This is a genomic window from Clostridium sp. NkU-1 (assembly GCA_001312405.1).
In genome coordinates, this window is sequence record BBDR01000004.1 from 168,221 (window position 1) to 192,686 (window position 24,466).

Sequence of the window (24,466 nt, forward strand, 5' to 3'; positions counted from 1 at the left end):
AAGGAGGAATTTGGGATGATGAAAAAGATTTGTCCGGTTTGTGATCTTCCGGTGAATGAGATGAATTACTGTCCACGGTGCAGGAAGGTGATCCGCCAGCCCCTTTTGTGGAACTCAGATTATTATTTGAATGAGAGACGCCCGTCTTATGAAAACAGCCGTAATGTTCCCAAACCGGCTGGACCGGGAAACCAGCAGAGCGGGAATGTACCGGGAAACCAACAGAACGGGAATGTACCGGGAAATCAGCAAAAAGGGAATGCGCGGGGCCCGGCCAGACAGATGAATGTGCCTCAGAGACCGGCAGCCCCCATGGGTCAGGAGGGGAGAAAAACCGCCCCGCCAGCCGCGGGCCATAATCCTTCCAGGCCTTCCCAGCCAGGCCAGGCAAAAAGGAGGAGGAATCCCCTGGCACCCCTGGCGGGGTTCATTACACTGATGGTTGTTTTAAATGGCATACCAAGGACCATTGGAAGCCTGTCCCGGTTAGTGGAGGAAAAGAGCAATTACAGTAATTATGAGACTGCGGTCCCATACGATGATTCCGGTTTCACTGAGCTTGAAGAAGAGGAAGTAAAGGCTTCCGGAGAGCCTTGTAACGGCTATGTCCATTTTCCGGTTGACGGAAGGCAGGTCGCGGCTTCTATGGAACAGTTTTTTTAATGAAACAAACTATGGCTATGAGATAGAAGAGGGAGCTGTTTATTCTGACAATTACATGTTTGAAGAAGAGGACGGCCCTATATCCTATTATGAGACCGTAGAAAGCTTCTCTTTTGAGGATGAAGTAACCAGCCAGCTGGATACAGGCGATGAAAATTACGTATACCAGTATGTGGATGTCAATTATGACACTGCTACCGGAGAACTTCATGATTATATCTCTTCCCTGAAAGACCGGGAAAAATCCCTTGTGTTTTTAGAAGAGTTCTTAAGGCTTGTGGAAACAGGGGCAGGAATTCCTCAGGAGGAAAGCAGCATTCCGGCTATTATGGAGCAGGCCGGGACAGGGGAATGGCAGGAAGATGGAGCATTCATTACGGAAGGGCTGTTTGATATCAATCTTTATCTTACCAAGGATGGGGTCAGGATTTATGTTTCTTACAGTAATCCTCAGGTAATGGAAAGCCAGGAAACGTAACAGGGCTGGTTGCGGGAAACAGTTTTTTGTGGTAAAGTGTTAAATAAAAAAAGAGATACCCTTCGGGTATCCCTTTATGCTCAAAGTACGCAGGCAGCAGGAATGAAACGAAAGATAGGAGACAGACCGCATGAAAATAAAAGATATATTGGGCCAGGGAAAGCCAACCCTATCCTTTGAAGTGTTTCCTCCTAAAACAGAGGATAAGTATGAGTCAGTGGAACAGGCTGCGGCAGAGATCGCAAAGCTGAAGCCGGCCTTTATGAGCGTCACTTACGGGGCGGGCGGGGGAAGCAGCCAGTATACCGTTGATATTGCTTCTAACCTGCATCACCGGCATCATGTGACGGCCCTGGCTCATCTGACCTGTGTATCCTCCACCAAAGAAAAGGTACACCAGGTCCTTGGAGAGCTGAAAGCGGCTGGAATTGAAAATGTGCTGGCTCTTCGGGGAGATATGCCTACCGATGCTCCTGCTAAAAGAGAATACCATTATGCCTCTGAGCTGATCAGGGAGATAAAGGAGGCAGGAGATTTCTGCATTGGCGCAGCCTGCTATCCGGAAGGCCATGTGGAATCTGCCAGCAAGACCATTGATATGGATTACTTAAAGCAAAAGGTGGAAGCAGGATGTGATTTCGTCACCACCCAGATGTTTTTTGATAATAACATTTTATATAATTACCTGTACCGCATCCGGGAAAAGGGAATTACGGTTCCGGTGGTTGCAGGAATCATGCCAGTTACCAATGTAAGGCAGATCATCCGAAGCTGCCAGCTTTCAGGCACCTATCTGCTTCCCGTTTCAAGGCCATTGTTGACAGGTTCGGAGATAATCCGGCAGCTATGAAGCAGGCGGGAATCGCCTATGCCACAGAACAGATCATTGACCTTATCGCCAACGGAGTGAATGCCATCCATGTTTATTCCATGAATAAGCCGGATGTGGCCTTAACAATCAAGGAGAACCTTTCTGAGATATTGTGATTCCTTTTAACCAGGGTCCGCTCCTTTTAAAAGGAACGGACCCATTTAAAATAAGAAAATGGAGGAACAGCAATGGAAATCAGCCGAAGGGAGATCCGGAGATATCTGGGATACGGGAAAAATGAAGGAGATGAAGCCGTAAATGCTCTGATCGAGGAATGTATCAGGGAGCTTACGGCTGCAGCATCCCCAAAAAGCATTAGCCGGGTATATCCCCTTAAGCTGCTTTCTGATGACTGGATCGATTTTACCGTATTTAAGACAAGAAGCCGGAACTTAAGCCGGAATTTACAGGATTGTGAACAGGTGATCTTATTTGCCGCCACTTTAGGCGCAGGGGTGGATGTGCTTTTGCATAAGTATACAAAGCTGCAGATGAGCAAGGCGGTCACCATGCAGGCGGCAGCCACTGCCATGATCGAGGAATATTGTGATGAAGAAAACCGGAAGTTTAAGGAGGAATATGAGGACAGGAAGCTGTACTTAAGGCCCAGATTCAGCCCGGGCTATGGAGATTTTCCCTTAGAGTGCCAGAAGGATATTACAGCAGTTTTGGAAACGCCCAAAAGGATCGGTATCATGCTGACGGACAGCCTTCTCATGACTCCGTCAAAGTCCGTCACCGCGGTGATGGGTGTCAGCGGAAAGCCTTACCGCTGTGAGATAAAGGGATGCGAATCCTGTGGAAAAACGGACTGTGCATACCGGAGAGATTAAAAGATACGAACGCAGATGGAGGAATGTATGGCAGGGATTTTAAAAGAGATAAAAAAGAGGATGGTATTTTTTTGACGGAGGTACAGGAAGTCTTTTGCAGGCCAGCGGCCTTGAGCCGGGAGAACTGCCGGAAACATGGAACGTAAAGCATCCGGATATCATTACAAAGCTTCACCGTGATTATCTGGAAGCGGGTGCGGACATCATAAAGACCAATACCTTTGGAGCCAATGGGCTGAAATTCCATAAAGGTGCGGAATTTGATCTGGAAGAGGTGGTGACCGCAGCGTTGCAGAACGCCAGAAAAGCGGTGGAGACAGCCTCTTATCCGGCCGGAAAGGAAAAGGGGTATATTGCCCTTGACTTAGGGCCTACGGGAAAGCTTTTAAAGCCTCTGGGAGATCTGGATTTTGAGGACGCCTATCAGATGTTTTCCCAGGTAGTTAAAATCGGGGAACGGGAGGGAGCAGACCTGGTGCTCATTGAGACCATGAGCGACAGCTATGAGGCCAAGGCGGCTGTGCTGGCTGCAAAGGAGAACTGCAGCTTCCCGTGTTCGTGACCATGATCTTTGATGATAAGGGAAAGCTTTTAACCGGAGGAAATGTTGAATCCACGGTTGCCCTTTTAGAGGGCCTGGGGGTCGATGCCCTGGGCATTAACTGCGGCCTGGGTCCGGTGCAGATGAAGGGCATATTAACAGACATCATGAAGGTGGTTTCCATACCGGTTATCGTGAATCCCAATGCAGGACTTCCGAGAAGCGAAGGCGGGAAAACGGTATATGATATTGATGCAGGAGAGTTTGCGGCTGCCATGAAGGAAATTGCAGAAGAGGGAGCCTGTGTGATCGGCGGATGCTGCGGAACCACGCCGGAGCACATTGAGAAAACAGTGGCCCTTTGCAAGGATTTTCCTGTAAGGATGCCGGATAAGAAAAACCGTACCGTGATATCTTCCTATGCACAGGCGGTTGTAATTGACAATGACCCAGTCATCATCGGGGAGAGGATCAATCCAACGGGAAAATCCAAATTTAAACAGGCGCTTCGGGATCATAACCTGGAATATATTCTCAGAGAGGGAGTGGCCCAGCAGGACAATGGAGCACACGTTCTGGATGTGAATGTAGGACTTCCGGAAATTGATGAGCCTTCCATGATGGTGGAAGTGATAAGGGAGCTTCAGAGCATCATTGACCTGCCTCTTCAGATCGATACCTCCAATACAGAGGCAATGGAACGGGCAATGAGGGCCTATAACGGAAAGCCTCTGATTAATTCCGTAAACGGGAAAAAGGAAGTAATGGAGGCTATTTTTCCTCTGGTAAAGCGGTATGGAGGCGTTGCGGTCGCCCTGGCCCTTGATGAAGACGGCATTCCGGAAACCGCAGAAGGCAGGATCACCGTTGCAAAGAAAATCTATGAAAAGGCCGCAGAATATGGAATTGAGAAAAAAAGACATTATTATAGATGCTCTCTGCATGACTGTCAGCTCCGACAGCAGAGGAGCACTGACCACCCTTGAAACCTTAAGACGTGTCCGGGATGAACTGGGAGGCAGAACCATTCTGGGCGTTTCCAACATTTCCTTCGGGCTGCCTCAGAGGGAGATCATCAATGCCGCCTTTTTTACAATGGCCCTTCAAAATGGCTTGAGCGCAGCTATCATAAACCCCAATTCGGAAGCATGATGCGTTCCTACTACAGTTTTCGGACTCTTGCGGATCTGGACCCTCAGTGCAGCGGTTATATCTCAGTCTACAGCGGTCAGGTAGCCACTCTGGGTGAGACAGTGAGGCAGGGAAACACTTCCTTTGCAGGAGGCATGTCCGGAGGTGAGATGACACTGTCGGAAAGCATTGCAAAAGGTCTTAAGGACCGGGCATATACGGCGGTGACAGAGCTCTTAAGGGAGCAGGAGCCTTTAACTATTATAAACGGGGAAATGATCCCGGCCCTGGACCGGGTGGGAAAAGGCTTTGAAAATGGAACGGTATTCCTTCCCCAGCTTCTTATGAGTGCGGAAGCGGCAAAGGCAGCTTTTGAAGTTATAAAGGAGAAAATGGCTGAGGGCGGCGTGGCCCAGGAGAAAAAAGGAAAGATCATCCTGGCTACGGTCAAGGGAGATATTCATGATATCGGAAAGAATATTGTTAAGGTCCTTCTGGAAAACTATGGCTATGATGTCATTGACTTAGGAAAGGACGTTCCGCCGGAAAAAATCGTAGAAACAGCGGTAAAGGATGAAGTAAAGCTGGTAGGCCTAAGCGCCTCATGACCACCACAGTTCCCAGCATGGAAGAGACCATCAGGCAGCTTAATGAGACTGCTCCTTTTGTAAAGGTAATGGTAGGAGGTGCGGTGCTTACGGAAGGGTATGCAAAGACCATTGGTGCCGACCAGTACTGCCGGGATGCCATGGCTTCGGTAAACTATGCAGAGGGAATTTTTCAGGCAAAATAAGCCGTTTCATTGACAAATATAGAATGAATGGTATAATATCCACGAAAGCAATGAGTAGTGCGAAACAGGGCAGGAGAAGATTTTCGTTGTGCTCGCACATAAGAAAATCTTCTCCTGCCCTGTTTCATAGGGCGAATGCCCGTGAGCGAAGGAATCCTACGGATTCGTTCGCTGCACTACGGACTTACGATATAAAAATCTGGAGGAACAAACATGGGAAAGATTATTTTAACAGGGGACCGGCCCACCGGAAAGCTTCATATCGGCCATTACGTTGGTTCATTAAAGCGCAGGGTGGAGCTGCAGAATTCCGGTGAATTTGACGAGATATTTATTATGATTGCGGATGCCCAGGCACTTACGGACAATTCCGATAATCCTGAAAAGGTCCGTCAGAATATTATTGAGGTTGCGCTGGATTACCTTTCCTGCGGGCTGGACCCGAAGAAATGTACCCTTTTCATCCAGTCACAGATTCCTGAGCTTACAGAGCTGTCCTTTTACTACATGAATCTGGTAACCGTATCCAGGCTGCAGCGCAATCCCACTGTAAAATCAGAGATCGCCATGCGGAATTTTGAAACCAGCATTCCGGTAGGCTTCTTTACCTATCCCATCAGCCAGGCGGCTGACATTACGGCGTTCCAGGCCACCACAGTGCCCGTAGGAGAAGACCAGGAGCCAATGATAGAGCAGACCAGGGAAATTGTGCGTAAGTTTAATTCCGTTTACGGAGAAGCATTGGTAGAGCCGGAGATTCTCCTTCCTGATAATAAGGCCTGCTTACGGCTTCCAGGTACCGATGGAAAAGCCAAGATGAGCAAGTCCCTGGGAAACTGCATCTATTTATCCGATCCGGAAGAAGAAGTAAAGAAAAAGGTCATGAGCATGTATACAGACCCCAACCACATCCAGGTATCCGACCCAGGAGAAGTGGAAGGAAACACAGTATTCACCTACCTGGATGCATTCTGCAAGGATGAAGATTTTGAAAAGTATCTGCCGGATTATAAAAATCTTGACGAGCTAAAAGACCACTACAGACGTGGCGGCTTAGGCGATGTGAAGGTAAAACGGTTCTTAAACAGCATCCTTCAGGCAGAGTTAGAGCCTATCCGCAAAAGGAGAAAAGAATATGAGGCCAACATTCCTTACGTGTACCAGATATTAAAAGAGGGAAGCGAAAAGGCAGAGGCAGCTGCGGCCCGTACCTTAAAGGGCGTGAAGGAAGCATGAAAATCAATTATTTTGATGATCAGGAATACATTGAGGAGCAGGCAAGAAAGTATAAGGGCCAGGAATAGAGGCATATATGAAGATAGTTTCCATTACCGAGATTTTGGAATGCAATGAATTTATAAAAGGCAAAGGCCTGGAATTTAAGATTCATTTAAGAGATGCCTGCGGCAAACAGTCCTGCTGGATCGAATCATTTCATGATAAAAACAGCAGCGGGCAATGGGAGGAGCTTTATAAGGCTTTGGAGGAGTTTTTTTGCAGGCTCCGGTTCCGACTGGAATACGGAGAAGATAAAACAAACTTCTGGCTGTTGTAATACGATCGACAGAAATGCCGGGGAAGTGCAAAGGGATTTTTTTCTTTGCACTTCCCCGGCATTTTTTTGCAGTGTAAAAGATCCTTTTAAATATTTTTCCCTGATACCAATTATCAACCTCATCAGCCGGACCATATGAGCCCCCCCGAAATAAGCCTGTCTGCTTCGTCGGTTGTATAAATTCCCAATGAAAACGAAATAGCTAGTTCCAACAACCCTTATAAATAAGTGTAATTAATGAAATATTTATTATATATTAGTAAAACTAATAAAATGAAATTAATATAAATAATAAATAAAGCATTAAAACTTTATTAAATTTTCTTGAATAAATAAGAAAAAAAACTTTATAATTATGTGGTAATTAAGAAACGGCAGTCTCTTAAAATAAAATCAAAAAGGAGCTTTACCATGGAGCAGTTCTTTAAACTCAAGGAAAATGGAACGAATGTCACAACTGAGGTTATAGCCGGAATCACCACATTTTTTGCCATGGCGTACATAGTTATAGTAAATCCTAATACATTAAGCCAGGCAGGCATGGAGTGGGGAGCAGTATTTTTAGCGACCATCATTTCTGCGATTATAGGTACCTTAATTATGGGCCTTGTGGCCAATGTGCCATATGCTCAGGCACCTGGTATGGGATTAAACGCATTTTTTTTGTTTACACGGTTTGTTTTGCACTAAAGTTCACATGGCAGCAGGCTTTATCAATGGTTTTCATCTGCGGACTCCTTAATATTTTTATCACTGTGACCAGTATCCGTAAGTATATTATTAAAGCCATCCCTCTAAGTCTGCAAAATGCCATCGGCGGTGGGATTGGTATCTTTATTGCATACATAGGTCTTTTGAATGCAGGTGCCATCAATTTTACGGCAGGCGTCCCTGCAATGTCTGTGATCTCAACAAAAGCACTTATATTATTTATCATAGGTCTTGTATTAATTGTTGTATTGACTGTGATGGACGTAAAGGGGGGTATTTTAATTGGCATTATCTTAACAACTTTGATCGGTATTCCATTAGGCATTACAAAAACAGGCGATACCGTTAATTTTTCAGAAGCCTTGTCAGTGCTTCCAACTACTTTTGGCGTAATTTTTACGGCAGACGGACTTCCTGCCTTATTTAACGATATGACAAAGCTTCCTATTGTTCTGATTACTATTTTCTCTTTCAGCTTATCCGATACATTTGATACAATCGGAACCTTCATTGGAACAGGCCGCAGAAGCGGAATCTTTAGTGCGGAGGACGAAGCTTCCTTAGAGTCAGGTAAAGGGTTCTCTTCCAAGATGGATAAAGCGTTATTTGCAGATGCCACAGCGACTTCCATAGGAGCCATTTTTGGCACCTCAAACACGACTACCTATGTGGAAAGTGCGGCAGGAATCGGAGCCGGCGGACGTACCGGCCTTACTTCCGTAGTTGTAGCTGCCTGCTTTGCTTTAAGTGCATTTTTATCCTCCTTTATCAGTGCAATCCCATCTGTGGCAACGGCACCAGCCCTTGTTATTGTTGGCTGTATGATGATTTCTTCCTTTAAGGAGATTGATTGGACCCAGCTCGAAGAAGCAATTCCGGCTTTTTTTGCAGGCGTTTTCATGGCGCTTTGTTACAGTATTTCTTATGGAATTGCAACGGCGTTTATTTTCTACTGCATCGTAAAGATCTGCAAAAAGAAAGCAAATGAGCTGAATCCTATTATTGTAGTGGCAACAATTCTGTTTATTGTAAACTTTGTATTACAGGCATTTCTGTAATTAATTTAACCGAATCAGGCAGTGAAGCGGATTGTGAATATCCGCCTGACAAACTGTTGTAACAAAAGTAAGAAAAATAGGACCATACAATTTTAAGCTTTTGTCTCTGTGTAATGCAGGGGCAGAAGCTTTTTTTCTTTTATGGAGAAGTTAGTAATAATTATCAGTGTCAGTATTGAAGTTTCTGGTAAAATGTGCTATAATCACAATGTGAATTAGGAGTAACTAACTCATAATAATTATGGAAATAAGCCATATTAATGTAGTATGGCTGCCAAAGCGGTCCATTCCTGGAATTTGGAATGAGGCTGCAGCTTACAGAACGGCATCAGAAAAGTTTTTTATATGATGATCAATGATGAAACATGGAAATTGGAAAGACTTCCCTTAAGGAATCCTTTCCATTGTAGAAATCATTTAAAAGAAAAGGAGAAAAACCATGAATTATCTGGAGATTGAAAAAGTAATAGGAAGAGAAATTATTGATTCCAGAGGAAATCCTACCGTAGAGGCTGAAGTACATCTGGCAGACGGAACCATAGCCAGGGGAGCGGCGCCCAGCGGTGCTTCTACCGGTGAATTTGAGGCTCTGGAGCTTCGGGATGGGGACAAGGCCCGCTATGGCGGAAAAGGTGTCTTAAATGCAGTTCATAACATCAATACAGTGATTCATTACGCAATCACGGGAATGGACGCTTCCGATATTTATGCCATTGACCAGGCAATGCTTTCTGCAGATGGGACAACGGATAAGTCAAGACTTGGAGCCAATGCGATATTAGCAGTGTCCATCGCCTGCGCCAGAGCAGCAGCTATGAGCATGGGAATTCCCCTTTACCGCTTCTTAGGCGGAATAACCGGCAACCGTCTCCCGGTTCCTATGATGAATATTTTAAACGGCGGAGCCATGCAGCCAATACAGTAGATGTGCAGGAATTTATGATCATGCCGGCAGGAGCCTCCAGCTTTAAGGACGGACTCCGGTGGTGTACGGAAGTATTTCATTGCCTGGCATCCATATTAAAGTCAAAGGGCCTGGCTACTGCTGTAGGAGATGAAGGTGGTTTTGCACCGGATCTGGATAGCGACGAGGCTGCCATTGAACTGATTCTTGAGGCCATCAGAAAGGCAGGCTATGAACCTGGACGTGACTTTGTCCTGGCTGTGGACGCAGCTTCCAGTGAGTGGAAGGGAGCCAGCAAGGGAGAGTATATCCTTCCCAAATGCGGGAAACATTTTACTTCTGAGGAACTCATTGAGTACTGGAAAAAGCTTTGCGAAAAATATCCCATTTATTCCATTGAGGATGGCCTTGATGAAGAAGATTGGGAAGGCTGGGAAAAGCTTACAAAAGAACTGGGCAGCAAGGTCCAGTTGGTTGGTGATGATTTGTTTGTAACCAATACAGAACGCTTAAAGAGAGGAATCATGAATGGATGCGGCAATTCTATCCTGATTAAGCTTAACCAGATTGGTTCTGTATCAGAAACTCTTGAGGCGATTAAGATGGCTCACAGCGCAGGTTACACGGCAATTACCTCCCACCGTTCCGGTGAGACGGAAGATACCACCATTGCAGACCTGGCAGTCGCTCTTAATACGTGTCAGATTAAGACAGGAGCACCAAGCAGAAGCGAACGTGTGGCAAAATATAACCAGCTGCTTCGGATTGAAGAAGAACTGGGAGGAAGTGCGGTTTATCCGGGAATGGAAGCATTCCATATCCGGCGGTCATAAGAAATGGGGGAAGACCCGGCAGGTCTTAAATGACAGACCTGCCGGGTCTGTTTTATAGAGTGGAAAAGGAATTGATGAAAGAGGCAAAAGATGATATGCTATAAGCCATAAGAAATCCAATGAGGAGACGTTTGAACCATAAAAAGATGGAAGTCAGATCTGGGGTCTACCTGTTTGAAAAAAACCGGAAAACAGGTGCTTTTAAAGCTGGTACTCCCTAAGATGGAAAATGGAGTAATCGATTGTATATACAGAAAAAGATAGAAAAAAAATCGTGAATATACAAGGCCTTCTTTCAATACAATGAACAATAGCGTAATGGCGCCAAAGGCAATCCTGAGCCGGGCTCATTGCCTGCAGAAATAAATGTATTTGAAAGAGAGATGAAAAAGTTGGCAGAAGTAAAACGGATCAGGTGCGGGAGTGTGAACAGCTATCTGATTGAGGAACATGGAAGAGCCATTTTTGTGGATACAGGAAGGAACGGATCGGAAGAAAAAAATACTGGCACAGTGCCGGAAAACAAAAGTGGAACTGATCCTGCTCACCCATGGTCATGTGGATCATGTGCAGAATACGGCCTATCTTAAGAAGAAACTGGGAGTGCCGGTAGCCATACATAAGGAGGATTTAAGCCTTATAAAGGATAATTTTAGTGAACCTCTCCGTTTTCAGGGGATGCTGGGAATGGCGGTTGCAGAGGTTTCAGCGAAAAGCTCAGAAACAGACCGGATACCTGAATTTACCCCGGAAATTTTTATAAATGAGGGAGACTGGCTGAAGGATTATGGGATCAATGCCAGGATCATGGGGCTTCCTGGCCATACCAGAGGTCCATAGGAATTGATATTGATGAAAAAGCTGCTATTGTTGGTGATGCACTGATGAACATGTTTTATCCGGGGTTGTCCCTGGTGTACTGGGACAGGGCGGAGATGTTAAAAAGCGCGGATAAGATCAGCGCCCTTGGCGCAAGAAAGGTATATTTCGGCCATGGAGGTCCGGTGGAAAACCGGGCGTGGAACAAGGCAGGGATTTAGACAAAGGTTTAAGACGGTATGGTACGGATTTATCTGGAACGGTATGAAGCCTCCCAAGGAAAGAAAAAAATGGGAGCAGGAGCACGAGCTTGGAAAAAAAGCTTCTTTATACGGGATTGAAGGATTTATATGGAATCAGTTCAGAATTACAGAATCAGCCGGTCATTTTAAAAGGGGAGCATGGCAAACCCTATTTAAAGGACTTTCCTCACATCCATTATAACATCAGCCATACAGATGGCATGGTGGCCTGCGCAATTGGAGACAGGCAGTTGGGAATCGATGTGGAGAGGATACGGTCCTTCCGGCAAAATATCCTTAAAAAGGTTTTTTCTGATGCCGAAAGACGCCGTATGGAGGAAATATCGGAGGAAGAACGTTCCCAGTATTTTTTCCGAATATGGACATTAAAGGAAAGCTACCTTAAGGCGACAGGCTTAGGTATTACCATTCCCCTGTCCACCATTTCTTTTGAATGGAAGGAGGAGGCTTCTTTTGCATGCTCTGTTCCAGGTGCGTCTTTTCACCAGACCATGCTGGAGGGAGGCTATGTTCTTTCCATATGCACCCTGGGAGATGAGGAAATTAATTTTGGGCAGAACCTTGTTTTTTTCCGCCAAAGACGAAAGCCTTTAGACCGGGCTTTGCTTTCAGAAACCATAAGACCTGAAAGTGTCAGCACGATTCCCCAGGCAGACTGGAAGCTGACGCGTTCATTTAGCAGGAGCATGGATGAGATCACGGTGATTACCGGGACCGCATAGATGTAAACACTGGTCTTTACAGAGCCCAGATCCTTTACGGCAAAATTCCAGGTGGCAAAGCATAGGGCGGAAGCGCCCAGGCCCAAAAACAGAATATTTAATAAGTTCTTTGTGTCAGCAAATCGGTAAAAGCCCAGACGGAAGGGGAGAATTGCCAGTACAGGAACCATGAACAGAAGGCCATAAAAGAAAATGTGCCTTGTTGTTTCAACGGTTCCATGGCCGTATTCGCCTATTTTTTTTGTGATTACGGAATAAGCGGCCCAGGTAACAGCGGCAGCCAGTGCAAGAAGATCTCCCTTGGGGTTTGTCCTCATACCTGATGATCTTTGAAAGCTGATCAGGCTGATTCCAAGAATGGCAATCAAAAATCCGGCCAGAAAACGGGGGCCGGGTTTTTCTCCTTTTAAGAACAGCCAGTCAAACAGGGCTGTAAAAAAGGGGGCTGCGGCTATGATCACGCTGACGTTGGCAGCAAGAGTAATGGTAAGGGCAAAATTTTCCATTAAAAAATATAAGGTCACGCCGCAGATTCCGGCAGCTGCGAAAAGGCATTCCTGCTTTTTGCTTTTCGTCCGCAAAAGGCGGGGACAAGCCAGCCATAAGGTGGCATAGCCGATGAGAAAGCGGAAAAACAAAATTTCAAGAGGGGTAAAGGCCTCAAGAAGAACTTTGGTAGAGATAAAGGTGGTCCCCCATACGAATATGGAGAATCCTGCGGCCAGGTGTCCGTATAAATGGTTCTGCTCATTCATGATTGTCTGCTCCTGTAAGTAATATTATGCCACCTTAAAGGAAGGGCAGTTATCTCGTTATATTACTGGCTCTTCCTTGCCTGGCGGTTGATTAAATTTTAGCACAGAACATAAAAAAATGTCCTGCAGAATGCCTCTGATATTGGAAAAATGGTATTTTGCCAAAAACAAGGCTTATGAAATCATAAAAAACGGGCAAAAATCTCATAAGGAATAAAAAGCAGATTGGAGGAAAAATCATGAAAACCATGACAGACAACTTTTTAATTTCCTTTTTACAGAGATTTGACGAGCATCCTTTTGATGTAAAGCTTCGCGGAGAGACTTATCATATCGGAGAGGGCAATCCGACGTTTATCGTGGATATGAAAGAGGACATCCAGGGCAAGGATTTACTGACCAGCACTTCTCTGGCACTGGGAGAGGCCTATATGAAAGGAAACCTTGATGTGGAAGGGGATCTGTTTCACGCACTGAATCATTTCCTGGGCCAGATGGGGAAATTTTCAATGGATCAGGGAAAGCTTAAGAAGCTGATTTTTTCATCCCAGTCCAAAAAGAATCAGGAAAAGGAAGTCACTTCCCATTATGATATCGGCAATGATTTCTACCGCCTGTGGCTTGACGATACCATGAGCTATTCCTGCGGCTATTTTAAGACAGAAAGCGATACTTTACACGATGCCCAGTGCAATAAGGTGGAGAGGATATTAAAGAAGCTGTACTTAAAAAAGGATATGACCCTTTTGGATATCGGCTGCGGCTGGGGATTTTTGCTGATCAGGGCTGCCAAGGAATACGGGGTACGGGGAGTTGGGATCACCTTAAGCAAAGAACAGAAAAAGAAATTTGAAGAACGGATCAGGGAGGAAGGCCTGACGGGCAGGGTGTCGGTGGAATTAATGGATTACCGGGATTTAGAAACCTGGGGCAGGACCTTTGACCGGGTTGTCAGCGTTGGCATGCTGGAGCATGTGGGAAGGAATAATTATGAGCTGTTCATAAAAAAATGCGGAGACAGTGCTAAATCCCGGCGGATTGCTTCTTCTTCACTATATCAGCGCCCTAAAAGAATATCCCGGCGATCCATGGATGAAGAAATATATTTTTCCGGGAGGCACCATACCAAGCCTTCGGGAGATCATCAATATTTTAAGTGAACACCGGTTTTACACCCTGGACGTGGAAAGCCTCCGCCGCCATTATTGCAGGACCCTGCTTTTGTGGGGAAGGAATTTTAATGACCACCGTTCCGAGATCGAGAAAAAATGGGAACAGAGTTTGCCAGAATGTGGGACTTATATTTAAGCGCCTGTGCCGCTACTTTCAATAACGGGGTCATTGATCTCCATCAGATTCTTGTATCCAAGGGAGTAAACAACCAACTTCCCATGACAAGATGGTATGAATAAATGAAAACAGCCGTGGCTGCCCATGTGTGTCAGCCGCGGCTTTTGCCGACCATTGGATCATCTGCCTGTCCTGTCTGTTTTGATGAGGAGAAATAGTTGCCGTATTTTGGAAAGCATGTTATGATTCCATAGGATAAAACTGACAGGAAGTGGAAAGGGATTTTTGTGGAACAACATGAACAAAAGAAAAAAAGAACTGGCTCCTGGTTCTGATTTATACAATCATGATTCTCCTTTGTTTTGGCATTGTCATGGTTGTGGATCATCTGGATACCTCCGACCGCGACAGGAAGGAAACCTCCGGCAGTCCCTATGAGGAAAGCCCAGACAGCCCGGGGCAGGAGGAAAGCACAGATAATAAAGACGATACAGCCTCTGAGACAGAAGCAGGCGGCGGGATGAGGGAGCCGGAAAGTAAGAAAGAGATCAGGAAAAAAAGGCCGGATAAGCCTGCTGAGAGAGAAGAAACAGAGGAAGAGACAGAGGAATATAAGCCTCCTGTGATCGTAGTCGCTTCTGATGTTCATTATTATTCTCCGGAGCTTACGGATTACGGTGAAGCTTTTGAGGAGATGGAAAAGCGTGACGATGGAAAGCTGGTCCATTATATTCCGCAGCTCATGGACGCATTTACAGTTGAAATGGAAGAGCTTAAACCCTCTGCCGTGATCTTAAGCGGGGATCTGACCCTTAATGGGGAAAAGGCAGGCCATGAAGCATTGGCGCAAAAGCTTGAGATCCTGGAAGAAAAGGGAGTAAAGGTACTTGTCATACCCGGCAATCATGATATCAACAATTATTCTTCAGCCTCCTATTTCGGCAAGGAGAAAAAAAGTGGCAGATATCGTAGATCCCGAAGGATTTTATAATATTTACCGCCGGTTTGGGTATGACCAGGCAAGGAGCCGGGATGAGAATTCTTTAAGCTATGTTTACGGGCTGGATGAGAAGAACTGGCTTCTCATGCTTGACTCTGCCCAGTATGACCCCCTTAACAAGGTTGGGGGAAGGATCAAAGAAGAAACCCTGGCGTGGATGAAGGAGCAGCTTGAGGAAGCAAGGGATCAGGGGATAACCGTAATACCGGTAGCTCATCATAACCTGTTAAAGGAAAGCATCCTCTATCCAACCGACTGTACTCTGGAAAACAGCCAGAATGTTATCTCCCTTTTGGAATCTTACAGGGTACCTCTTTACATAAGCGGCCATCTGCACTTGCGGAGGACGAAAAAACATAAGCCGGAGCCGGGAGAGAGCGGGGATGCGTACCATATCAGTGAAGTGGTTGCGGACTCCTTTGCCATTTCTCCCTGCAGGTACGGCATACTTAAATGGACCGAAGATGAAAGGCTGGTTTATACCACCAAAGAAACGGATGTGGAACGCTGGGCAAAAGAAACGGGGATTCCTGATGAAAATCTTCTTAATTTCAGGGAATACGGGACAGAATTTCTTGTAGAGGTGGTAAGCAGCCAGATTTCCGGCAGGATCAGGAACCTGCCCGAGGAACAGGTGGAAAAGATGGCGGGGCTGTATGGGGATATTAACAGATCCTATTGTGAGGGGATTCCTGTTGACGCAAAAGAAATACGCTCTGAGGAAGCCTTCCGCCTATGGCAGAGAAATCTGCCAGATAGCAGGATGTTTGATGAAATCGGCATGATCCTTAAAGACACGGGGCAGGACCACAATAACTGGGAGTGTGAGCTTCAGAAAAAGGAGTGAACCAGAAGGGAAAAGCAGGGGACGCCTCTTTACAATATATTTCATGTCGTGATATAATTATGAAACAAAATTACACAAAGTTCGAGGTAGATGGTTTATGCAGGAAAATATTAGCGTATCCGGTGTTCTCTGCTCATCCTATGATTCGTTTTTTTGAAGCGGAAAAAAGATTGCGGATTATATCCTGGCAAATAAAAGTGAAATAATCGATATGACGGTAGCGGAGCTGGCCCTTGCCAGCGGAACCAGTGATGCCACTGTGTCCAGATTCTGCAGAAGGTGCGGTTTTCATGGGTTTCATCACTTAAAGATCAATCTGGCAAAAGAGGTAGCAGAGGAAAGGGGCAATTCCATTGAGGTTTCCAATGACATCAGCCGGAACAGCATTGCCCAGTCCCTGCAGAATATATTGGCCAATAAGGTAGCGGAACTGACCCAGACCATATCCATGATGGACCCGGAAGAGTTAGACCGGATCCTGTCTGTGATCGAGCATGCCAGAACCGTACAGCTGGTGGCGGTGGGAAATACCATACCGGTTGCCCTGGATGGCTCTTTTAAATTCAACCAACTGGGGATTCCAGCCGTTTCCGGCACCATCTGGGAGACGCAGATGGCTTATACCTGCAATCTTAAGGAAGAGGACGCTATCATCGTCATATCCAATTCCGGCTTTTCCAAGCGGCTGATGACCCTGGTGGCGGTAGCAAAGGAAAACCATACGCCGATCATTGCCATTACGAACAATCAGTCCTCCCCTCTTGGCCAGGCCTGTGATTACCATATTACCACGGCTACCAGGGAAAAGCTCCTTTTAGGAGAGTTCTGCTTTTCCAGAGTATCTGCAACAACAGTGATCGAAATATTATACCTGTTTTTATCAGTCAGCAAAGAAGATTCCCATGACCGCATCAGGCGCCATGAAATTGCTATTTCTGATGATAAAAGATAAATCAGAACCGCCGGCAAAACCGGCGGTTTCTTATGCCTTCCGGGTCAGCTCCCATATAAACTTAAAATTTATGTAAAGTTGAAACAGAAAACTTATGAATGAATTCATCTAAGCCGATATAATTCAGTAAAGTTGATGGATCGGGCAATGCAACAATTGTCCGGGAATAATTGAAAAGGGAGATTAAGATGAACGAAGGAAAAATACTATGGAAAAACAGACTTTCAGTAAAAATTCCGGTTACAATGGCAATTATAATTTTGATTGTCATTGCCGCAATGTGTTCCTGTTTAAGTCTGCTGACGGGCAGCACCGTAACTAAAATGACGGAAAAAGAGCTGAATTATATTGCAGATGAAAATGCCAAAGAAGTGAGGTCATATTTGGACAGCATGCTGGTATTTTCCCAGGCATTATCTTTAGAAGTACAGAGGTATCAAACACTTAGCCCAGAAGAAGCAAACAAAATGGTGCAAAAATCTTTGCAGGGGGTATTGAATAATAACAAGATATTTTCAGCATATTTTGCTTTTGAACCAAACAAATTTATGCCGAATACACCAAACGGACTTTCTTATTATGCCTTCCGTGATGGCTCCGGCATAGGACTTGATGTTTTAAATGATTATGATACATATGGAAATGCAGATTATTATTTACCTGTTAAAACAAATTTATCGATTCATGTAACAGAACCATATGAATACCAGCTTTCTACAGGAGAAAAAGTTTGGCTGATTACATTGGGCTATCCTATTGTAAATGAAAGCGGCGAATTTTTAGGCGTTGCAAACTGCGATATTGATATGTCCAGTATTGCAGAATTAAGTTATGCAAACGGAGGATATAAGACTTCATACAGCTATATTGTTACAAGCAATGGAACTTGTCTGGCCCATACGGCGGATAAAGGAATCGTAGGAAGCGTGCCTAAGTCTGTTTCAGATTATGAAACGATTTTGAAGGCAGTAGCAAACGGAACTTCTGTAACAGATAAAATCAGGAATTCCTATTCTGATGGAAAGACTGCATTGGCTATTCATAAAGCCTTAATTTAGATGGGACTGATGTTAAATGGTCCAGTGCTTTTGTGGTGAATGAAAGCGAGGCCATGAGTTCCGTAACAAAGATCACTTTAGCATTAGCCGGCATTGGTATGATTGGTTTAGCTGTACTGATACTGGTCAGTGTTGTGGCGCTAAAGAAAGGCCTTGCTCCGGTGGATTCTGTCATGGGGCTTGCAGAAAAGATGAGGAAAGGCGATCTTTCTCACAGCAATGGGGCTGTGATTTATAAAAAAGATGAATTAGGGCTGTTGGCTAAAATCTTTTCGGAAACTTCGGAGGTATTGGGCGGCTATATCAATGAAATTTCAGAGGTGCTTGAAAATGTGGCTTCAGGCAATCTGGATATTTCAATTGAAAGAGACTTTATAGGAGATTTTAATAAAATAAAGCTTGATTTATGCCGTATTTTGGATTCACTAAATGATACCTTCAGCGAAATGAGAGTAGCGGCTGAACAGGTGGCAACCGGTGCAGAACAGTTTTCTGACGGTTCCCAGTCCCTGAGCCAGGGGTCAATTGAACAGGCAAGTTCGGTAGAAGAACTTTCTGCCAAAATCATGGAGATCACCAATCAGGTCAAGGAAAGCGCAATGTACGCCAATAATGCCAATAATAAAGCTGAGATCGTTGGAACGGAGCTGGTAAACAGTAATAAACAGATGAATGAACTACTTAAGTCCATAGGTGATATTACTGAAACCTCCAGCCAGATCGGAAATATTATAAAGACGATTGAAGATATTGCATTCCAGACTAATATACTGGCTCTTAATGCGGCTGTTGAAGCTGCCAGGGCCGGAGAAGCAGGAAAAGGATTTGCAGTTGTTGCGGATGAAGTGAGGAATCTTGCGTCAAAGAGTGCAGAGGCAGCTAAGAATACTACCGTTTTAATTGAAAGTTCTCTTCATTCCGTACAGGAGGGGGCTAAATTTGCTGAGATTGCAGCGGCTTCACTTGGAAATGTTGTGACAGGGGCCAGAGAAATTATTTCGGATATAGCTGAAATTTCAGAAAAAACAGAGGTGCAGTCTTCCTCTTTAGAAGAAGTTACAACGGGCCTTGAACAGATTTCAAGTGTTGTTCAGACCAATGCGGCGATCGCTGAGGAAAGCGCTGCTACCAGTCAGGAATTATCGGCACAGGCGCAGTTACTGAAAGAACAGATTGCAAGATTTATAATAAAGAAAAAAGGTCTTTTAATAAAATATCTCATTAAGAGCATATAGACGGCAGGTTTGCACAAGATTATGATGACTGTGTAAACCTGCTTTTTATATAGGTATTGGGTATGAATACTTTAAACTCGTTCAGGAAATATTATAAAGTCAATTAGCATAAAAAGCAGGTTTTTTCTTCCGGATAGAAGAGATAAATTGTGCAAAATCCTGAAAAATAGTAAGAAATAATATTTCTCGAATAAACGTGTTGACGAAATAAAGTAATCGTATTATATTATAGGAGAGGGAAGAAATAAAATTTTATAGATAAAAGGAGAGGTGACATATGATTTACACCGTAACATTTAATCCGGCATTGGATTATGTCGTAAGGGTAGATCACTTCACACTTGGAGCTGTCAATAGAACTGAGCAGGAAAGCATCTATTATGGGGGAAAAGGACTGAATGTATCTGCGGTTTTATCGACATTGGGGTATGGAAATACCGCACTGGGCTTTGTGGCAGGGTTTACCGGAGAAGAAATTGAACGGGGAGTCAAGGGCCTTGGGTTTCAGTCGGATTTTATCCGGGTTGAAAAGGGGCTGTCCAGGATCAATGTGAAGCTTAAATCCCAGGAAGAGACAGAGATCAACGGCATGGGTCCTGAAATCACCGGAAAAGACGTAAAGCAGCTTTTTGAAAAACTGGACCGTCTGACGGCCGGGGATGTTCTGGTCTTATCTGGCAGCATTCCAAAATCCATTGACGATGACATTTATGAGCGGATCATGAGGTCATTGGACGGAAGGGGAGTCCGTACGGTGGTGGATGCAACAAAGGATCTGCTTATTAATGTACTTCCTTACCAGCCATTTCTCATTAAGCCCAATAATCATGAGCTGGGAGAGATGTTTGGCGTAACCCTTCATGGCCCGGAGGAGATCATCAGCTATGGAAAGCGCCTACAGGAAAAAGGCGCCAGAAATGTGCTGATTTCCATGGCAGGAGACGGAGCTATCCTGATTACGGAACAAGAGGAAGTGTTCCGGATGGGAGTGCCAAAGGGAACGGTGAAGAATTCCGTAGGAGCAGGAGATTCCATGGTGGCCGGATTTATTGCAGGTTACCTGGAAAACGGCAGCTATAAGCACGCCCTGCGCTTAGGAAGCGCAGCGGGAAGCGCCAGCGCTTCTCAGAGGGGCTTGCAGGCAAGGAAGATATTATGAGACTGTATGAAGAATTATCAAAGGAGGGGTTTTGATGAGAATTACAGAATTGCTGAAAAAGGAAAGCATTGAACTGGGAGTAAAGGTTTCCGGCAAGGAAGAGGCCATTGACAGGCTGGTGGACTTAATGGAAGCCGGCGGAAGGCTTAAGGGTAAGGCCGGATACAAGGAAGGGATTCTGGCAAGGGAAGCGCTGGGAAGCACGGCAGTGGGTGACGGAATCGCCATTCCCCATGCAAAGGTAGCGGCAGTAAAGGAGCCGGGCCTTTCTGCATGGTAGTGCCGGAGGGCGTGGATTATGAAGCTTTTGACGGCTCACTTGCCCATTTGATCTTTATGATCGCAGCACCGGAAGGAGAAGCAGATGTCCACCTGGAGGCATTATCCAGGCTTTCTACCCTTCTCATGGACCCGGATTTTAAAAGTGATTTAATGAAAGCCCAATCAAAGGAAGAATTTTTACGTCTCATTGACGATAAAGAATCAGAACGGTATCAGAAGAGAGAAGAAAAATCAGAACCTGGGGCAAAGGCCCGCACCGGATATCAGGTTTTGGCAGTGACTGCATGTCCTACGGGAATTGCCCATACCTTTATGGCGGCAGAGAACTTGGAGCAGCAGGGGAAGAAGCTGGGGATTGCGCTTAAGGCAGAGACCAACGGAGCAGAAGGCGCCGGCAATGTCCTTACAAAGGATGAGATTGCTGCAGCGGACGGAATCATCATAGCTGCAGATAAAAAGGTGGATATGGCCCGGTTTGACGGAAAGCGGGTGGTCATGGCCACTGTAACGGAAGGCATCCAAAAGGGAGAAGAACTGATCAAAAAAGCGGTCAGCACAGAGACTCCTGTTTACCATCATTCAGAGTCTGCTTCCTCATCAGAGGACAGGGAGCAGGAACATGTCGGCCGCTCCATCTATAAGCATTTGATGAACGGCGTTTCCCACATGCTTCCTTTCGTGATCGGCGGAGGTATTTTAATTGCTCTGGCTTCCTGTTTGACGATTATTCCATTGATCCTTCTAATTTTGGCAAGAACACTCCCCTGGCCGCTTACTTAAAGACCATTGGAGAGCAGGCATTTGGAATGATGCTTCCGGTTCTGGCAGGATACATTGCCATGAGCATTGCGGACCGTCCCGGCCTGGCAGTGGGATTTGTCGGCGGACTTATTGCTAAAATGGGCGCCACCTTTGCAAACCCGGCAGGTGGAAGCGTGAACTCAGGCTTTCTTGGAGCTTTATTAGCCGGTTTTATCGGCGGATACATTGTGATCATGCTTAAAAAGGCATTCAGCAAGCTTCCAAAGTCCCTGGAAGGAATCAAGCCTGTTCTTTTATATCCGCTCATCGGTATTTTACTTGTAGCCGTGGTAACTACCTTTATCAATCCTTTTGTAGGCGCTATTAACGATGGAATTACGGGCCTGCTGAACGGTATGGGCGGTACCAGCAAGATCATTCTGGGTGCTGTGGTCGGCGGCATGATGTCCGTGGATATGGGCGGTCCTGTGAATAAGGCTGCTTATGTGTTTGGTACGGCTCAGTTAGCGGAAGGCAATTTTGATATTATGGCGGCTGTTATGGCTGGCGGTATGGTTCCGCCTATTGCTGTTGCTCTCTGCACCACATTTTTCAAAAAGAAATTTACGGAAAAAGAGCGTCAGTCAGGTGTAGTTAACTATATTATGGGATTGTCCTTTATTTCTGAGGGAGCCATTCCCTTTGCAGCCGCTGACCCAATCCGTGTAATTCCTTCCTGTATCATAGGTTCTGCAGTAGCAGGCGGTCTTTCCATGGCTCTTGGCTGCACCTTCGGGCGCCTCATGGAGGTATTTTTGTCCTTCCTACCATTGGAAATCCTTTTGGATACCTGATAGCCATTATCATAGGTTCTGCCGCAGGCTGCCTTATATTAGCAGCGTTAAAGAAGAATCTGGAAACAGAATAAGGTGTTTAAGGCGCCCCGGCGTTGCGGCTGGGGCGCTTTACTGCATCCTGGAAATGGGTGGATTTTTTTTCCGGTTATGTTTTATAATCTTAAGAAGCAGGATAGAATCGTCAGAGAAAGGGGTTAAGCAGTAAAAGAACAGGAAGGAGAAAACGATGTATAAATGCTGTATATTTGATCTGGACGGTACCATTATCAATACCATTCAATCCCTGGCTTACAGCATCAGCCTGACCATGGAGCATTTTGGATATGGGCCGGTTGATGTGGATCACACCAAGAAATTTGTAGGCGATGGATTTAAAAAGCTGGTTGAACGGGCCTTATTTATTCGGGAGATGATAAGCTGACCCATTATGAGGAAGCCCTTGCATTTTATGAGGATACCTTTGAGAAAAACTGCCTTTACAAGGTGGAGCCATACGAAGGGATGCCAGAGCTTTTGAAGTTTCTTAAAGATAAGGGAATCAAGATCGGGGTACTTACCAACAAAGGCCATGAACGGGCCGTTGAATGTGTGGAAGCTGTTTATGGCAAAGGCTTTTTTGATTTAATTACCGGGGAGGGCAATGGGGTCAAATGCAAGCCTGATCCCTCAGGAGCCTTTATGACAGCAGAGCACTTTCAGGCAAAGCCTTCGGAGTGCCTTTATTTTGGAGATACCAATACGGATATGAAGACAGGCATTCATGCCGGAATGGATACAGCAGCCGTAACCTGGGGGTTTCGTGACCGGGCGGAGCTGGAAGCATTTCATCCCAGGTACATGATCAGCCATCCCGATGAGATCAAGCATATTTTTGAATAAAATTTAAAAATAATGGTAAATTAAGGAGAGATATGTAAGAGTATCTCTTCTTTTTTATTTGGCAATGTGGGAGGAACTATGACGAATCACTTAAAATGGGGATTGATTATGATAGCGGCTGTCTGGGCTGCGTTAATAGGGATTATGCTGGGATATACCTGGAACATCATGCATATGCCCCAGAGGGCTCCAAATGTACAGATCCCTCAGATGCAAAATCCGAATATAAGCATTGAGACCCAGGAAAAAATGGAAGGCTACTGGACCGTGGCGGTGTTTGGCGTGGATTCCAGGGAAGGAACTCTGGGAAAGGGTACCAGGTCGGATATGCAGATGATCCTTAATGTAGATCTTGGCACCGGAGAAATCCGTCTGGTTTCTGTCTACCGGGACACCTATTTAAGAATCGATGATAAGGAGCGGTATGATAAGATCAATGAGGCGTATTTTAAAGGAGGCCATATACAGGCCATTGAGGCTTTAAGGGAAAATCTGGATTTAAGCATTGACGATTATGCATCATTTAGCTGGAAAGCCGTTGCGGATGCCATCAATCTTCTGGGAGGGATCGATGTGGATATCAGCCATGAGGAATTCCGGGTGATTAATGGCTTTATTACGGAAACTGTGGAATCTACAGGCGTAGGCTCCCATCACTTAAAGCAGGAAGGCCCTAATCACTTAGACGGGGTCCAGGCAGTTGCCTATGCAAGGCTCAGGAAAATGGATACGGATTTTAAGCGTACTGAGCGGCAGAGAGAGGTAGTGGACCTGGCGCTTAAAAAGGCCAGGGAAGCGGATGCGGCAACCTTAACAAAGGTGGTTACCGCCGTGCTTCCCCAGATATCCACCAGCATCGGTATGAAGGATATGCTTCCCTTGATGAAAAATGTAAAAAGGTTTCACCTGACTGAAACGGAAGGCTTCCCGTCAAAGCTTAAGGATGTGATGATCGGAAAAAGAGACTGTGTTGTCCCTGTGACCCTGGAGTCAAACGTAATAAGGCTTCACCAGTTTCTGTTTGATGAAGAAAACTATGAGCCTTCCGATACGGTAAAAGAAATCAGCAGACAGATCGAACTTCGGATAAAAAAATAAGGGCTGAAAAGGTGTTTGGCCTGTAAAGGGCAGAAGGAAGTTTTTCTTCTTATGTCTTTTACAGGCCTTTTCCTGTTCAAATAAAAAAACTGTCCTTTTCCTTCTGTTTAAAATGTGCTATACTATGCAAATGGAATC

Annotated in this window: 15 protein-coding genes and 9 pseudogenes; 23 read left to right on the forward strand and 1 reads right to left on the reverse strand. The window is 45.3% G+C overall.

What is annotated here, in order from left to right; translation table 11 throughout:
- Nucleotides 1-15: 15 nt before the first annotated feature.
- The 12 genes and pseudogenes from JCM10519_RS08465 to JCM10519_RS27950 all read left to right on the forward strand — a co-directional run bounded on the left by JCM10519_RS08465 (nucleotide 16) and on the right by JCM10519_RS27950 (nucleotide 11,634).
- Nucleotides 16-663 (forward strand): hypothetical protein, encoded by a 648-nt coding sequence (locus JCM10519_RS08465; protein ID WP_054738593.1) that lies wholly within the window; start codon nucleotides 16-18, stop codon nucleotides 661-663.
- Complete coding sequence (locus tag JCM10519_RS08470; protein ID WP_347843583.1) at nucleotides 605-1,141, forward strand: hypothetical protein; 537 nt, start codon at nucleotides 605-607, stop codon at nucleotides 1,139-1,141. The genes JCM10519_RS08465 and JCM10519_RS08470 overlap by 59 nt, the downstream gene beginning before the upstream one ends.
- 130 nt (nucleotides 1,142-1,271) lie before the next feature.
- Nucleotides 1,272-2,128: pseudogene (gene metF / locus JCM10519_RS08475) on the forward strand (methylenetetrahydrofolate reductase [NAD(P)H]).
- A gap of 72 nt (nucleotides 2,129-2,200) precedes the next feature.
- Complete coding sequence (locus JCM10519_RS08480) at nucleotides 2,201-2,845, forward strand: vitamin B12 dependent-methionine synthase activation domain-containing protein (protein ID WP_054738596.1); 645 nt, start codon at nucleotides 2,201-2,203, stop codon at nucleotides 2,843-2,845.
- A 27-nt stretch (nucleotides 2,846-2,872) separates the two neighbouring features.
- A pseudogene (locus tag JCM10519_RS08485) lies at nucleotides 2,873-5,310 on the forward strand (homocysteine S-methyltransferase family protein).
- A 213-nt stretch (nucleotides 5,311-5,523) separates the two neighbouring features.
- Nucleotides 5,524-6,614 (forward strand): annotated as a pseudogene (gene trpS / locus JCM10519_RS08490) (tryptophan--tRNA ligase).
- An 8-nt stretch (nucleotides 6,615-6,622) separates the two neighbouring features.
- Nucleotides 6,623-6,865, forward strand: a complete 243-nt coding sequence (locus JCM10519_RS08495; RefSeq protein WP_054738599.1) for a hypothetical protein — start codon at nucleotides 6,623-6,625, stop codon at nucleotides 6,863-6,865.
- Nucleotides 6,866-7,357: 492 nt separating this feature from the next.
- Nucleotides 7,358-8,634, forward strand: a pseudogene (locus tag JCM10519_RS08500) (NCS2 family permease).
- A 439-nt stretch (nucleotides 8,635-9,073) separates the two neighbouring features.
- Nucleotides 9,074-10,371, forward strand: a pseudogene (eno, locus tag JCM10519_RS08505) (phosphopyruvate hydratase).
- A 465-nt stretch (nucleotides 10,372-10,836) separates the two neighbouring features.
- Nucleotides 10,837-11,211, forward strand: coding sequence for an MBL fold metallo-hydrolase (locus JCM10519_RS08510; RefSeq protein WP_054738601.1), 375 nt, complete (start codon nucleotides 10,837-10,839; stop codon nucleotides 11,209-11,211).
- A 44-nt stretch (nucleotides 11,212-11,255) separates the two neighbouring features.
- The gene (locus JCM10519_RS27945) at nucleotides 11,256-11,411 is read left to right on the forward strand and encodes a hypothetical protein (protein WP_347843584.1); all 156 of its coding nucleotides are present in this window, start codon (nucleotides 11,256-11,258) and stop codon (nucleotides 11,409-11,411) included.
- A gap of 43 nt (nucleotides 11,412-11,454) precedes the next feature.
- The gene (locus tag JCM10519_RS27950) at nucleotides 11,455-11,634 is read left to right on the forward strand and encodes a hypothetical protein (RefSeq protein ID WP_347843585.1); all 180 of its coding nucleotides are present in this window, start codon (nucleotides 11,455-11,457) and stop codon (nucleotides 11,632-11,634) included.
- Between the two features lie 324 nt (nucleotides 11,635-11,958).
- Here the strand turns inward: JCM10519_RS27950 and JCM10519_RS27955 are convergent, their stop codons facing one another.
- Entirely contained in the window at nucleotides 11,959-12,930 is a 972-nt protein-coding gene (locus JCM10519_RS27955; protein ID WP_347843586.1) for a DMT family transporter, read from the reverse strand.
- 239 nt (nucleotides 12,931-13,169) lie between these two features.
- Here JCM10519_RS27955 and JCM10519_RS08525 point away from each other — a divergent pair.
- The 11 genes and pseudogenes from JCM10519_RS08525 to JCM10519_RS08565 all read left to right on the forward strand — a co-directional run bounded on the left by JCM10519_RS08525 (nucleotide 13,170) and on the right by JCM10519_RS08565 (nucleotide 24,328).
- Nucleotides 13,170-14,342: pseudogene (locus tag JCM10519_RS08525) on the forward strand (cyclopropane-fatty-acyl-phospholipid synthase family protein).
- 224 nt (nucleotides 14,343-14,566) lie between these two features.
- On the forward strand, nucleotides 14,567-15,211 hold the full coding sequence (locus JCM10519_RS27960; RefSeq protein WP_347843587.1) for a metallophosphoesterase: 645 nt from the start codon (nucleotides 14,567-14,569) through the stop codon (nucleotides 15,209-15,211).
- Nucleotides 15,177-16,067, forward strand: coding sequence for a metallophosphoesterase (locus tag JCM10519_RS27965; protein WP_347843588.1), 891 nt, complete (start codon nucleotides 15,177-15,179; stop codon nucleotides 16,065-16,067). Before JCM10519_RS27960 ends, JCM10519_RS27965 begins: the two co-directional genes overlap by 35 nt.
- 97 nt (nucleotides 16,068-16,164) lie before the next feature.
- Nucleotides 16,165-17,019, forward strand: a pseudogene (locus tag JCM10519_RS08535) (MurR/RpiR family transcriptional regulator).
- Nucleotides 17,020-17,342: 323 nt separating this feature from the next.
- Nucleotides 17,343-18,077, forward strand: coding sequence for a cache domain-containing protein (locus tag JCM10519_RS08540; protein WP_347843693.1), 735 nt, complete (start codon nucleotides 17,343-17,345; stop codon nucleotides 18,075-18,077).
- Between the two features lie 32 nt (nucleotides 18,078-18,109).
- The gene (locus JCM10519_RS08545) at nucleotides 18,110-19,312 is read left to right on the forward strand and encodes a methyl-accepting chemotaxis protein (protein ID WP_054738609.1); all 1,203 of its coding nucleotides are present in this window, start codon (nucleotides 18,110-18,112) and stop codon (nucleotides 19,310-19,312) included.
- A gap of 277 nt (nucleotides 19,313-19,589) precedes the next feature.
- Nucleotides 19,590-20,506 (forward strand): annotated as a pseudogene (gene pfkB, locus JCM10519_RS08550) (1-phosphofructokinase).
- Nucleotides 20,506-22,422 (forward strand): annotated as a pseudogene (locus JCM10519_RS08555) (fructose-specific PTS transporter subunit EIIC). The pseudogenes pfkB and JCM10519_RS08555 overlap by 1 nt, the downstream one beginning before the upstream one ends.
- A 155-nt stretch (nucleotides 22,423-22,577) precedes the next feature.
- Nucleotides 22,578-22,772: an HAD hydrolase-like protein gene (locus JCM10519_RS27970; RefSeq protein ID WP_347843589.1), complete on the forward strand. Its 195-nt coding sequence runs from the start codon at nucleotides 22,578-22,580 to the stop codon at nucleotides 22,770-22,772.
- 62 nt (nucleotides 22,773-22,834) lie between these two features.
- Complete coding sequence (locus JCM10519_RS27975) at nucleotides 22,835-23,230, forward strand: HAD-IA family hydrolase (protein WP_347843590.1); 396 nt, start codon at nucleotides 22,835-22,837, stop codon at nucleotides 23,228-23,230.
- A gap of 78 nt (nucleotides 23,231-23,308) precedes the next feature.
- Nucleotides 23,309-24,328: an LCP family protein gene (locus JCM10519_RS08565; RefSeq protein ID WP_054738611.1), complete on the forward strand. Its 1,020-nt coding sequence runs from the start codon at nucleotides 23,309-23,311 to the stop codon at nucleotides 24,326-24,328.
- Nucleotides 24,329-24,466: the final 138 nt, after the last annotated feature.

Excerpts from the sequence above, each read along its gene's own strand:
- JCM10519_RS08480 (WP_054738596.1), top strand. The coding sequence starts at position 2,201 with ATGGAAATCAGCCGAAGGGAGATCCGGAGATATCTGGGATACGGGAAA.
- JCM10519_RS08565 (WP_054738611.1), top strand. The coding sequence starts at position 23,309 with ATGACGAATCACTTAAAATGGGGATTGATTATGATAGCGGCTGTCTGG.
- JCM10519_RS08470 (WP_347843583.1), top strand. The coding sequence starts at position 605 with ATGTCCATTTTCCGGTTGACGGAAGGCAGGTCGCGGCTTCTATGGAAC.
- JCM10519_RS27955 (WP_347843586.1), bottom strand. The coding sequence starts at position 12,930 with ATGAATGAGCAGAACCATTTATACGGACACCTGGCCGCAGGATTCTCC.
- JCM10519_RS27970 (WP_347843589.1), top strand. The coding sequence starts at position 22,578 with ATGTATAAATGCTGTATATTTGATCTGGACGGTACCATTATCAATACC.
- JCM10519_RS27950 (WP_347843585.1), top strand. The coding sequence starts at position 11,455 with ATGAAGCCTCCCAAGGAAAGAAAAAAATGGGAGCAGGAGCACGAGCTT.
- JCM10519_RS08465 (WP_054738593.1), top strand. The coding sequence starts at position 16 with ATGATGAAAAAGATTTGTCCGGTTTGTGATCTTCCGGTGAATGAGATG.
- JCM10519_RS27945 (WP_347843584.1), top strand. The coding sequence starts at position 11,256 with ATGAACATGTTTTATCCGGGGTTGTCCCTGGTGTACTGGGACAGGGCG.
- JCM10519_RS08540 (WP_347843693.1), top strand. The coding sequence starts at position 17,343 with ATGACGGAAAAAGAGCTGAATTATATTGCAGATGAAAATGCCAAAGAA.
- JCM10519_RS27960 (WP_347843587.1), top strand. The coding sequence starts at position 14,567 with ATGATTCTCCTTTGTTTTGGCATTGTCATGGTTGTGGATCATCTGGAT.
- JCM10519_RS08495 (WP_054738599.1), top strand. The coding sequence starts at position 6,623 with ATGAAGATAGTTTCCATTACCGAGATTTTGGAATGCAATGAATTTATA.